The sequence below is a fragment of the Methylocystis sp. Uni0008 genome (genome assembly GCF_056838045.1).
Map to the genome: position 1 here is coordinate 1,549,493 of NZ_CM166370.1, position 11,953 is coordinate 1,561,445.

Consider the following 11,953-nt stretch of genomic DNA (forward strand, 5'->3'; position numbering starts at 1 on the left):
AGTCTGGATTCCCGATCGCGCGTTCATCGCGCGTCGGGAATGACAGCCGAGGGATGCCGAGCATTGACCGAAGACCGTCCCGTGAGAGTCCTCGCCACGCCCGCGGCGCTCGATCTCGTCGAGCGTCTGCGCCGCGAACATGGCGACCTCCTCTTCCATCAGTCGGGCGGCTGCTGCGACGGCTCCGCGCCGATGTGCTATCCGCGCGCGGAATTTCTGGTCGGCGACGGCGACGTGCTGCTCGGCGAGATTGGCGGGGCGCCCTTCTACATAGGGGCGGCGCAATTCGACTATTGGAAGCACACGCAGCTCGTCATCGACGTGGTGCCGGGCCAGGGCGGTATGTTTTCCCTCGACAACGGCACCGGCCTGCGATTTCTGACGCGCTCGCGACTGTTCTCGGACGCCGAGCTGGCCCAACTGTCGTCCGCTGCGCCGGCCCTCGATTCATCCAGCTGATCATCCAGCTGAGCGCCGCGCGCTCTGCTTGAGCCGATCGCGACGCAATTTGGACGCGCGCACGGGTCCAGGAGCCCCCTCGGAGCCGGCGGGGGAGTTTAAGGTTGACACTGAGCGGCAGGGGCCGCATATGCCGCTTCATCGGCCGCACGCGGCCGCGTCTCGCTCGCGGGACGATGGGGGAATGTCCCGAGCGGCAAAGGGGGCGGACTGTAAATCCGCTGGCTAAGCCTTCGTAGGTTCGAGTCCTACTTCCCCCACCAAAAATCCACTTCGTATCTAATTGTATTTAATGATCCTTTTTCAAGGTGCGCCCAAATTCCCCTGAAGGTGCGCCCATAGACGTTCGCGTTTCGAGCTTGTCGCCGGCGCCGATCGCCAGCCGCTCGCGGTTCGCGGCCCGGGGTGTAGAGCGACGCCATCCGCCTCCCCGCCGGCCGGAAACGCCGTCGAGTTGCGCTTGGGTTATCAGGGCCGTTGGGACGACATCAGGGTTGGATTGCAGGACACTTATATCCGCAGGCCTTACGACACCGTTCGAAACGATCGCGTTGGCGAGGCGAGCCTCGGCCTCTTCAGCGTGAAATTCTGGAACTGACCGGCCCCGGTCGCACGCGCGGGTCTGTCTCGTCGCGACTGCCTTATTGCTGAATCAGCACCAACGCGCCGCCCAGAATCACAGCGATGATGATGGACACGATGAGAGCGTTGGCGATCGGTGCGGCAATGGGAGCGCGAGCCATGCGAAAAATCCTCAGCTGCGAGCAGAGAAGTTAAGGGGCCGCGAGCTCAATTAAATATCGTGCAGGCTCGGGCTTACTTTCGCGTGCGCTTTCGTTGTTCGATGAAGGCAAACGCGATTCCCCCGACTACGATCGCAATCCAGGTTGCGACAACCAGCACCCACGCCTGTTCGCTCCACATTGCAAGCGTCCCTATCTCGAGGTCCTCTCATCGCTCAAAGGACATCTTCCACGAAAGTCCGCCGGTCGAATTGACATAAATGAGACAAGTAAGATAAATAACAGCAAAATTCCTACCCGCCAAGTCGTGGATTTGGCTCTCCAATGACCCGCCGTCGAGCTTATTTCTGCCTCGTCGTGGCCCTTGCCGCGGGGGCACTCGAATTTCTAGTCTCTCGATCGCTAGCGTCGGATTCGTTCATTCAGGCCAATATCTCGGCCGCAGAAATCCACGTGAGCCCAAACCGCTACGTCATCGAAGTAAGGATTGCCGCGACGGACGTCGAACAGATGTTTCGAAACGGTAGTCGCGAGCAACCCCGCGTAGATCTGTCGCAACCTGGTGTTCTCGAGCGCGAGATCGGCCTATTTCTAGCAAGTCGGATAGAAATGCGCGATGAGCGTCAGCGCGCCTGCACGAGCAAAGTCGAGCAGTCAGGCGAAGATCCAGCGAACGACGAAGGCGTGCTCGTTGTGCTAAGCTTCGAGTGCACGGGCGATAAGATAGTTTATGACGTAAAAAACCTATTGGCGATCCAGGGGCCGCGAGCCTGGCAAGTGGTGACCATCATCCGCGGAACCGACAAGCAACAAGTTATGGTCAACAGCGAGACTCCGCCCGTCGCGCTGTCGGAATAATTCAAGCGCGTCTGGTGAGTTCCGAAGGACGTGGCCCTGCTTATCTGTCGGGTTGCTTCTAGCCGGTCGTCTCAATTTCACTCATATCTATTGAGCCGATAAAGAGCATAGGAAACAAGCCAAGAGACGAAAAAATGCCAAAGGATATATTCTCATATCAGCGGTGCGCCGGGCAAGATCGTTTCGCAGTGGAGTGAGTCGCTCGCTGGCGGCGTTCGTTAACGTCTACTCCAGGGCGAAATCGAAAGGAGCTCTGCCAGCCTGATCGAGCGCTTCGCGTCGATGGTCGCGAGCCGCTGCATCAGGGCCAGCACGGAGAATTCATGATCTTCGAGACGCGAGTGTTAGGCACCGCCGGCGCAGCGGGTACTGAGCGCCGACCGGCGTGACGCTTACGCAGGCCGCGCCATTGGCTCGGAGCAGCTTGGGCGTACTGTCTGTGCAGCGAGCGTCGACGAAATAAAGATGCTCAACGCCTATTGCACGGTAGGCGTCGAGGAGGACGCCGACCAATTTTGCGCTGTCGCGCGTCGGAATGACGACTCCGAATTACGGCGTTTGGCGATGGCCGAAAGGTGCGCCCAACGCTCCAAAAAGCCTTTTTGGATCAAAGCGCCATTTTTGGGCGCACCTTTTACTAAGCGGCTATTTCTAACGCGGAAGTTAACTTCTACTTCCCCCACCATCCCCAAAAATCGCTGCGGCTCTCGCGAACCTTCCTGTGCAGGGGTTGCGGCGCCAGGCCTCGTTCAAGCCTCTTTCAAATTTCGGCTTCGCGAGAACTCGTTCGGTCCGCGCTCCAGGAGCCGGGCTGAGGCCGCGCGACAGGTCGAGATTTTCATGCCGAAGACCTCAAACGAACGCTCTTGAGGTTGGAACAACCCGGCGAATGAGAGGTTCGACGGAAGACGCGCCGAAGAACGCGGGTGAAGGCGAAGGCGGCGCCACAGCAGGCGGCGCGCTTTTCGCAATCTTCTCTTAATCGCACGATACCCGGTGGAGAAGCGGAATGGATAATTTTCGCACGATTCCCGAGGTTGCAGCGGACATCATACGGCAGGCATCGACCTTGCTGCGGACCGAGGCGAACCTCGCGCGCGCCGAAATGAGTGAAAATCTGGAGGCGCTCTCCGGCGGCGTCAGGATGATGATCATTGGCGCGACGCTCGTCATTCCGGGTCTCGTGCTGCTGCTTGGAGCCGGGGCCGCGGCAACCGTCGCGGCCGGCGTCGCCGCACATTGGGCGCTCGCCATGTTCGGCGGCGGCGCCCTCATCGTCGGATTTCTTCTCACCGTCATCGGCCGCAGGCGGATGAAACTCTCACAGTTGAAGCCGCAGAAAACCCTGGACGAACTCAACCGCGACATGGCCCTCGCGAAGGAACAGATGGGGATGAGAGATGAAGCAACGCGCCGAGCAGCTTGAGAGTGAAGCCGAGAGGATTCGCGCCGAGCTTGCGGACTCGATCGAAGAACTCCGCGGCAGCATGTCGCCTTCCAAGATTTTCGGCCGGCTGAAAGCGAGGTTGGAGGCCGGCGCAGCCAGATTTGCGCGCGGCGTGAGCGGAAAGCTGCGCGAGAACCCGCTGCCCGCCGCATTGGCGGGCGTGGCGCTGGCGGGACTGCTCGCGAGGCGCTTGTTTTCAGGCTCTACCGAACGCGAGATGGATCGGCGGGCCTTACGTCTGGAGGATGAGTCCGAGTGGCGCAGCCGGCGGCGCCCCGGCTTGCGCGGCCGCCCCAGGAAAGACAGGCGCGCAGCCACACGCCAAGGCATTCTCGGCTTCCTCCGGGATAACGCGCTTGTGGCCGGCCTTCTCGGCGTTGGCGCCAGCATGACGTTCGCGACGCTCCGGCCCTCGCGCGGAGAAACGCGCTGGTCGACAGAGGAGGGCGAAAACGACCTCGCAAAGGGCGTCGAGGGAAGCGCCCCCGGCGTCAGGCCCCACCGCGCGGCGGCAATGGCCGGCATGGCCGCCGAAAGGAAGCCGTGCGCGGCGGGCCGCGAGAGCGCCCGGCTCCCGTCCTGACGCGAGGCGCCAGCGGCCGGCCGATCAAAGGACGGCTGCTCGCGGTAGAACGCGAGCGGCGCGGCTCGGCCGCGACGTCAAACTGAGACCCTGAATAGAGCGGGCGCGTGAATTGAACGCCGCCGCTTGCGCTGTCTTGTCCGCCGCAGCCTCGTTTGGCATGTTGCGCGGCCACGAACAGGGGGAGCGCGTATGACCGGGGTGTTCAGGATAATTGCCGCCGTGATCTTGTTTTGCATCGGTCTCGCGGCCCCGGCTCTGGCGCACACGCCGGATATTTCGACCGGCAAGATCGTCCCCAAGGACAATCGCGTCTACGCCGTCGACGTCGGCTTTCTCGCCACTGATCTCGAACGCATGTTTCAGGAGACGATGGGCGAACGCGCAGGCGTCGACCTCTCGGCGCCTGGCGCGCTCGAAGCGGAGATCGGCAGATTCGTCGAAAAGCGCGTCGCGATGCGCGATGCGAGCGGCCGCGCCTGCGTCGCCAATGTCGTCAAATCCGGCGAGGACCCCACCAATCAGGACAGCGCCCTGATCATCGTTCGCTTCGATTGCGGCGGAACGACCGGCACGCTCTTCTACGACGCGACGAAGCTTCTCGCCGCCCAGGGCGCGAAGGGAAAGCATCTGGTCACGCTCGAGGGAACCGAAAACGCCGGCGAGACCATGCTCTATCCGGAGGATCCGCCGCTCGACCTTTCAAAGCCCATGGAAACGACCGCTCAGCTGATGTGGAAGTTCCTCAAGGCCGGCGTCGAGCACATCGTCACCGGCTACGATCATCTGTGCTTCCTGTTCGCCCTCATCCTCTGGGCGACGCGCATCTGGCCGGTCGTCAAGATCGTCACCGCCTTCACCATTTCGCATTCGATCACGCTGTCGCTGGCGGCGCTCAACATCTTCACCCTGCCCTCGACATTGGTCGAAGCGCTGATCGCCGCCTCGATCGTTTTCGTCGCCGTGGAGAATTATTTCTCGCGCGACGTCGACAACCGGTGGCGCAATACTTTCCTGTTCGGCTTCATCCATGGTTTCGGCTTCGCCTCGGCGCTGACGGAGATGGGCGTCCCGCAGGGCGGGGTCGTGCCCGCGCTCGCGGCGTTCAACATCGGCGTCGAACTGGGTCAGATCGCCATCGTCTTCGCGGTGATGCCGATCCTGTTCCTGATCGACAGGCAGACGGGCGGCAGGCGCAGCGAGAAGCTCGTCTATGTGGTCTCGGCGCTGATCGCGATTGCGGGCGTCTACTGGTTCCTGGAGCGGATCGGGGTTCTTCCAGGGTGATCTGATCGGTTTGTCCCCGGCTTGCGGCGACACCTCGTGAATCGAAAACGGCGACGCCCGGCTGGGGCGCCGCCCGCGCCTAGCCCCTCACCCGCACATATTCGCCGGGAGCGTCGCAGACGATCTTGAGCTTGCCGCCGCCGGGCTGCCGCGCGGGGACTTTTTTCGGCGCCTGCGCCGTCATCCAGGCAAGCCAGTGCGGCCACCAGGAGCCCTTCGTCTCCTTCGCCTTCTTCATCCAGTCCTCGAAAGCGCCCTTCGCCGGCCCGCCCGTCCAATACTGATATTTGTCCTTGGAGGGCGGGTTGATGATCCCGGCGATGTGGCCCGAGCCGCCCAGCACGAAGGTCACGTCGCCGCCGAAGAACTTTGCGCCGCGAAATACGGACGGCGCCGGCGCGATATGATCTTCCTTGGTCGCGATCTCAAAGACCGGAATTTTGACCTGACGCAGGTTCAGTCGCACGCCGTCGATGACCATCTCGCCGCGCGCGAGGCGATTTTCGAGATAGCAGCTGCGCAGGTAGAAGGAATGATTGGCGCGCGGGATGCGCGTCGAGTCGGAATTCCAATACAGGAGATCGAAAGCCGCTGGCTCGACTCCCTTCATGTAATTATTGACGACGTAATTCCAGATGAGTTCGTTTGGCCGAAGCATGTTGAAGGCGTTCGCCATCTTGTAGCCTTCGAGATAGCCGGTGCGCGCCATGCTTTCATCGAGCGCCGCGAGCCGCGCCTCGTCAACGAAGATCTGCAGATCGCCGGCGTCCGAAAAATCGACCTGCGTCGCAAAGAAGGTGACGCTGTCGATGCGATCGTCGCCGGTCGCGGCCATATAGGCGAGCGTCAGCGCGAGCAGCGTGCCGCCGACGCAATAGCCCGCCGCCGCCACCTTGCGTTCGCCCGTCGCCTTTTCGATCACGTCGAGCGCGGTCAGCACGCCTTCGTGCATGTAGGCCTCGAAACCCTTCTCGGCCTTGGTCTCGTCGGGATTGATCCAGGAGATGATGAAGACGGTGAAACCCTGCTCGACGGCCCAGCGCACGAAGCTTTTTTCGGCGTTGAGATCGAGCACATAGAACTTGTTGATCCAGGGCGGCGTGAGCAGCAGCGGCCGCGCATAGACCTCCGCCGTCGTCGGCTCATATTGAATGAGCTCCATCACATCGTTGCGCCAGACCACCTTGCCGGGCGTATTCGCCAGATCGACGCCGAGTTCGAATTTGCGGTCGGCGCTCTGCCGGATCTTCAGCACGCCGCCGCCGGCGGAGATGTCTTCCGCGAGCATTTTCAGGCCGCGGACCAGATTTTCGCCCTTTGCGTCGATCGTCGCACGCAACAGTTCGGGATTGGTCGGCACGAAATTCGATGGCGAGACTGCGCTCGAGATCAGCCGCGTGTAAAAGGCGGCCCTGGCCTTTGTCTGCGGATCGAGCCCTTCGGCTCTCTCGACCATGTCGCCGGCCCAGCGCGACGCGAGCAGATAGGACTGCCGCAGCCAGTCGAAGAAGGGATGCTCGTTCCATTCGGGCCCGGCGAACCGCTTGTCGCCGAGATCCGAGGGAACGATCGGGGCAACGTCCTCGCCGCCATAGCGGCGCAGCGTCTGACGCCAGATCTCGCTCAATCCGCTGTAAAGATCCGCCTGCGCGGCCGCGGCGCGCTCGGGTTTCGACAGCCAATATTCGGCGACGGCGCCAAGCGTCTTGGTCGCGTCAGCGACATTCGCGGCGAGTTCGCTGCGCGCCTCGTCCGGATTGACGCCGCCAATCGCCGCGGCCAGCGCCTTACGCCCCTGGTCGACGAGCTGCGCCATGTTGTCGGCGAGCGCTTCGACATCGAGCCGGGCGAATTTCTCCAGATTGGGAAGCGGCGCGGGCGCGCCTGCCGCCTTGGTCAATGCGGGCGCGACCGTTTGTTTGGGAGCGCTGGGGGCCGCCTTTTGTTTGGCGGCGCCGGGCGCGGAAGGCTTTTTCGCCGCAGCCTTTTTCTTGGCCTTGCGGGCCGGCTTCGCCGGCGTTTCGGACTTGCCGAGCGCGGAGACCTTTTCCGCCGTGACCCCTCGTTTCCGGCTGGCGGCGGGGTCTTGGTCCTGATTCGCGCTCATGCCCTAAACCTGTCTGTTTTGAATAATGGGGGCGCGCCGCTCCACAACCGCCGCGTCGCTCTGGTCTAACAATTGCGCGTTAACGAGAAAAGCTCTACCGGCCTCGCGCGAGAAGAGGCGCCCCGCCGACATAAGCTCGAATTATTACAATGCAATATCGCGCATCCGGCGCGGGTCGGAGCGGCCGCCTGCGTCGATTCGGCAAAAGGTCGCATGGTCCAAAGCTCGCAGTACGACGGCTCTATGCGGCGCCGGCGCTGTCCAGCACATTATGGTTCGACGACAGCGGCAGACCGTGGACGGCGGCGACCGGCGGCGACAGAATGCGTCCGCCAGAAATCTCCAGCCCGGCCCGAAGATGCGGATCCTCCTCGACTGCGCGACGCCAGCCCTTGTTGGCGAGGGCCAGGACAAACGGCAAGGTGGCGTTATTGAGTGCGAAAGTCGACGTGCGCGGCGTGATGCCCGGCATGTTGGTGACGCAGTAATGCACCACCCCGTCGACCACATAGGTCGGATCGGAATGGCTCGTCGGTCTCGACGTCTCGCAGCATCCGCCCTGATCGATCGCGACATCGACGATCACGGCGCCCCGCTTCATGGTCGACAGCATGTCCCGCGTGATCAGGATCGGCGCCTTGGCTCCCGGCGCCAGCGCCGCGCATATGACGAGGTCGGCGCGCTTCACCGACTCGGCGATCGCGGCGCGCGTCGAATAAATGGTGCGCGCCGCGAAACCGAAGCGCGTCTCGAGACGCCGAAGCGCCTCAGGGTTGCGGTCGGCGACAAGCACGCTCGCGCCCATCCCGAGCGCGATCGCCGTCGCCTGCACGCCGACGCTGCCCGCGCCGAGAACGAGGACTTCCGCGGGCGGCACGCCCGGCGCGCCCGCCAGCAGAACGCCGCGGCCGCCCGCCTGCTTCTCGAGGAAATGCGCGCCGACCTGCGTCGCGAGACGCCCAGCGATTTCCGACATCGGCGCGAGCAGGGGCAGTCCCCCGCCGGGCGCCGTCACTGTTTCATAGGCGATGCAATGGGCGCCGCTCGCCATGAGTTCGCGCGTGAGCTCGGCGTCGGCGGCGAGGTGGAAATAGGTGAAGAGCACGTGGTCGGGGCGCAGATAGGCGATCTCCCGCGATTGTGGCTCCTTCACCTTCACGATGAGTTGCGCCCGGGCGAAGAGCGCCTCGGGACCGTCCACGAGCGTCGCTCCCGCCGCTGAATAATCCGAATCGGAGAGATCCGCGCCTTCGCCTGCGCCCCGCTCGATGAAGACGTCATGTCCCGCATGCGCGAGTTCGGCGACCGATGAGGGCGTCAGCCCAACGCGATATTCATTGTCCTTCGTTTCCCTCGGCGCGCCGACACGCATGTCCTGCTCCAGAAAAGACGGCGTCGACTTGGGTAAAAATCTCGCCTTGGAGGAATATATGCAAAGGGTCGCCTTCAGCGACAAGGGCGAAGGTCAAGCGGTTTTACGAACGGGAGCGCCACAAGATGCCAACCATCAACACGGACAAAGTCTGTTTCGTTGTCGTCAAGGCTCGCGAACTCGAAAGCGAAGATGAGGGCGTCGAGGCGGACGCCTCAAACGCCACTGACGACGGTTTCGTCAGCGTCTTGACGGAGGACGCGTTCTCCACCACGCGCGATGAGGTGTCCTCCTTCATCGAGTCGATGGACATCGACGAGCAGGTCGAACTGGTTGCGTTGATGTGGGTGGGCCGCGGCGATTTCGCCGCGAGCGAATGGAACGAGGCTGTCACGCAAGCGCGAGCCCGGCACGAGGGCTCCACATCGGCTTATCTGCTCGGCGTCCCGCTTCTCGCCTCCTTCCTTGAAGGCGGGCTGGCCGAGTTTGGGGAGAGCTGCGAGCTTTTCGCCGCCGACCGCCAGTGATGTCGCCGCGAAGCGGAAGCTGCGGCGTCTGGCGTTGGCAAGAAGGATATAGACCCTCGATACTTGAGCGAAGGCGACCATATTTATCGTCATGCGGCGAAGCATTGAGGAGACGCCCATGAATCGCAGAATCTTCGCAACCGCGCTGGCTCTATCCATCGCAGCCTTCTTCGCGCCACGACTGGCCTACGCGGAAGACCATCTGGGCGAGGCGATCACCCACACCAAGCAGGCGATCAGCGAAGGCAAGGCAGGAAAGGCGGACGCGCTGACCATGCATGCGGAAGAAGCGCTGAAACACGCCAAGGCGGCTCAGGCCGAGAAGCCGAACGAGCACACCAAACAAGGCGTGTCGCATCTCGAAATGGCCATCGACCACGGCAAGCAGAATCACGCCGACGTCGGGGCCAAGCACGCCGAAGAGGCGCTGACTCATCTCGAAGCCGCGAAAAAATAGTCCGCGTCGCTTCGACGAAACGAGAGAGCGGTCTTCATGAGACCGCTCTTTTCATTTCTGCGTCCCTCTGGCGCGCCATGACAGCGCCGGCCGGATCGCCTATGGACGTCGTGGCGGACACGCCCGCCCATGGGCCTATGGATGAAGTTTCCCTCCTCGCTGCTGCGCGCAAAATCGATCGAATCGCTGCAAGCCGAAGCCGACCGGCCGGGCGGGTTCCGCCGCGTGCTGGGCGTGTGGCAGCTCACGGGGATCGGCCTCGGGGGCCTGATCGGCGTCGGCATCTTCGTGCTCACCGGCGTCGTCGCTGCGACCCAGGCCGGGCCAGGCGTCTCCCTGTCATTCCTGATCGCCGGCGTCGCCAGCGCCGCCGCCGCGCTCTCCTACGCCGAATTCGCCGGCATGATCCCCGTCGCCGGCAGCGCCTACACATATGCCTATGCGGTGCTGGGCGAACTCGCCGCCTGGATTATCGGCTGGGATCTTCTCTTGGAATATGCGCTCGTCGTCGCCGTCGTGGCGATCGGCTGGTCGGCCTATTTGCAGGCTTTGCTCGGTCAATTCGGCCTCGCTCTGCCGGAGTGGGCGAGCGGCGCGTCGGGAACCGGCCCCGGCCGCATCGTCGATCTCTTCGCGGCGCTCGGCGCGCTCGGCGTCGCCGGCCTGCTGATGCTGCGCATCGAACTCGGCGCGCGCTTCAATACGGCGATGGTCGTCGTCAAGATCGCCGCGGCGGCGCTCGTGATCGTTGCGGGCGTTCCCTATGTGCGCATCGAGAACTGGTCGCCCTTCATGCCCTATGGTTTCTCCGGCGTGGCGCAGGGCGCGGCGGTCGTCTTCTTCGCGGTCTTCGGCTACGACACGCTGACCACCGCCGCCGAAGAAGCCCGCGCGCCGCAGCGCGACGTGCCGCGCGCCGTGCTTCTGTCGCTCGTCGTGGCGCTGACGCTCTACATCGCGATGTCGCTCGTGCTCACCGGCGTCGTGCGCTATGACACGCTCGACAATCCGGCGCCGGTCGCGACCGCCTTCGCGTCGATCGGCCTGCCCTGGGTCGCCTTCGTCGTCTCGCTTGCCGCGGTGGCCGGCATCATCAGCGTGATGCTCGCCTTCCTGCTCGCCTGCGCGCGCATCTGGTTCGCGATGAGCCGCGACGGCCTGCTGCCCGGCTGGTTCGCCGAAGTGCATCCGCGCTTTCACACGCCCTATCGGCCGACGCTGATCGCCGGGGCGCTGACCGCGCTCGTCGCCGCGCTCTACCCGATCAAGGAAGTCGCGGAGCTGGTGAATATCGGCACGCTCTCCGCCTTCGTCGTCATCTGCTCGGCGATCATCGTGCTGCGCCGCACCCGCCCCGACGCGAAGCGCAGTTTCCGCGCGCCTTTCGTGCCTCTCACCCCCATCGTCGGCGTCGGCTTCTCGCTGTGGCTGCTGTCGCGCCTGCCGGCGGTCGCCTGGGAGCGCTTCGCGATCTGGATGGCGATCGGGCTCGTGATTTATTTCCTTTTTGGGCGCCGGCGCAGCAAGCTGGCTGGAAGCGCTGAAGCAGAATAACGCCGACGCCAGCGGGGCGTTCAACGAGGATTCGCGCAAATTACGCCGGCGCGCGCGCCGGCCTGACGGGGCCGACGTCGACCTGAATCTCGTCGCCCTCCAGGCGAATCTCATAGGGGTGAAGCGCATTGCGCACGAGATGCGTCACGCATTTGCCGCTTGCGCTGTCGAACCCCCATTGGTGGTGCGGACAGGTGACGGTCTGCCCGTTGAAGGTGGCGTCGGCGAGCGGCATGTCGGCATGCGGACAGCGCCCGCGATAGGCCTTGAGTTCGCCGCCCGTCGGCCAGACCAGGAGCACGCTCTTCTTGCCGGCGTGAAAGAGGCCCATGCCGCCTTCGCTCACGGCGCCCGTGTTGCAGATCGTGGTGAACGCCATCGTGACCGCCTTCAGAAACTCACTTTCTGAAAAGCGTTAGCAAGTTGCGGACCAGCCCCCTGCCCGTCTGGAGCCTGCGCAAGCCGACGCGCTCACGCCGATTTCATCCCCCATCTGAGAGTCGCAATGCAGCCCCGCGTCGCCGGTGTGAACCAAGCGTCGCGGGGCCCTTGCTCGAGC

General features: G+C 63.6%; 12 protein-coding genes and 1 tRNA gene. 10 read left to right on the plus strand and 3 right to left on the minus strand.

Going from position 1 to position 11,953, the window contains the following annotated elements:
- Positions 1 to 39: 39 nt before the first annotated feature.
- From AC0X69_RS07590 to AC0X69_RS07620, 7 genes are all read left to right on the plus strand, one after another.
- Positions 40 to 459 (plus strand): DUF779 domain-containing protein, encoded by a 420-nt coding sequence (locus tag AC0X69_RS07590; protein ID WP_482612862.1) that lies wholly within the window; start codon positions 40 to 42, stop codon positions 457 to 459.
- A gap of 178 nt (positions 460 to 637) precedes the next feature.
- Positions 638 to 722, plus strand: a tRNA-Tyr gene (locus AC0X69_RS07595).
- Between the two features lie 197 nt (positions 723 to 919).
- Positions 920 to 1,057 carry a hypothetical protein gene (locus AC0X69_RS07600; RefSeq protein WP_482612863.1) on the plus strand — a complete coding sequence of 46 codons (138 nt, stop codon included), beginning with the start codon at positions 920 to 922 and terminating at the stop codon, positions 1,055 to 1,057.
- Between the two features lie 469 nt (positions 1,058 to 1,526).
- Positions 1,527 to 2,060, plus strand: coding sequence for a hypothetical protein (locus AC0X69_RS07605; protein ID WP_482612864.1), 534 nt, complete (start codon positions 1,527 to 1,529; stop codon positions 2,058 to 2,060).
- Positions 2,061 to 3,069: 1,009 nt separating this feature from the next.
- Positions 3,070 to 3,486 (plus strand): phage holin family protein, encoded by a 417-nt coding sequence (locus AC0X69_RS07610; protein ID WP_482612865.1) that lies wholly within the window; start codon positions 3,070 to 3,072, stop codon positions 3,484 to 3,486.
- Positions 3,461 to 4,090 carry a DUF3618 domain-containing protein gene (locus tag AC0X69_RS07615; protein WP_482612866.1) on the plus strand — a complete coding sequence of 210 codons (630 nt, stop codon included), beginning with the start codon at positions 3,461 to 3,463 and terminating at the stop codon, positions 4,088 to 4,090. Before AC0X69_RS07610 ends, AC0X69_RS07615 begins: the two co-directional genes overlap by 26 nt.
- Positions 4,091 to 4,282: 192 nt before the next feature.
- Positions 4,283 to 5,377, plus strand: a complete 1,095-nt coding sequence (locus AC0X69_RS07620) for a HupE/UreJ family protein (protein ID WP_482612867.1) — start codon at positions 4,283 to 4,285, stop codon at positions 5,375 to 5,377.
- A gap of 79 nt (positions 5,378 to 5,456) precedes the next feature.
- Here the strand turns inward: AC0X69_RS07620 and phaC are convergent, their stop codons facing one another.
- Positions 5,457 to 7,484 (minus strand): class I poly(R)-hydroxyalkanoic acid synthase, encoded by a 2,028-nt coding sequence (gene phaC / locus AC0X69_RS07625; RefSeq protein ID WP_482612868.1) that lies wholly within the window; start codon positions 7,482 to 7,484, stop codon positions 5,457 to 5,459.
- Positions 7,485 to 7,725: 241 nt separating this feature from the next.
- Positions 7,726 to 8,856, minus strand: a complete 1,131-nt coding sequence (gene ald, locus AC0X69_RS07630; protein WP_482612869.1) for an alanine dehydrogenase — start codon at positions 8,854 to 8,856, stop codon at positions 7,726 to 7,728.
- A gap of 125 nt (positions 8,857 to 8,981) precedes the next feature.
- On the opposite strand from ald, the gene AC0X69_RS07635 reads away from it, so the two are divergent.
- From AC0X69_RS07635 to AC0X69_RS07645, 3 genes are all read left to right on the plus strand, one after another.
- Positions 8,982 to 9,383 (plus strand): DUF3775 domain-containing protein, encoded by a 402-nt coding sequence (locus tag AC0X69_RS07635; RefSeq protein WP_482612870.1) that lies wholly within the window; start codon positions 8,982 to 8,984, stop codon positions 9,381 to 9,383.
- 118 nt (positions 9,384 to 9,501) lie between these two features.
- Complete coding sequence (gene smbP / locus AC0X69_RS07640) at positions 9,502 to 9,840, plus strand: small metal-binding protein SmbP (protein WP_482612871.1); 339 nt, start codon at positions 9,502 to 9,504, stop codon at positions 9,838 to 9,840.
- Between the two features lie 141 nt (positions 9,841 to 9,981).
- Positions 9,982 to 11,394, plus strand: a complete 1,413-nt coding sequence (locus AC0X69_RS07645; protein WP_482612872.1) for an amino acid permease — start codon at positions 9,982 to 9,984, stop codon at positions 11,392 to 11,394.
- A gap of 40 nt (positions 11,395 to 11,434) precedes the next feature.
- Here the strand turns inward: AC0X69_RS07645 and AC0X69_RS07650 are convergent, their stop codons facing one another.
- Positions 11,435 to 11,773: a Rieske 2Fe-2S domain-containing protein gene (locus AC0X69_RS07650; RefSeq protein ID WP_482612873.1), complete on the minus strand. Its 339-nt coding sequence runs from the start codon at positions 11,771 to 11,773 to the stop codon at positions 11,435 to 11,437.
- Between the last annotated feature and the right edge of the window lie 180 nt (positions 11,774 to 11,953).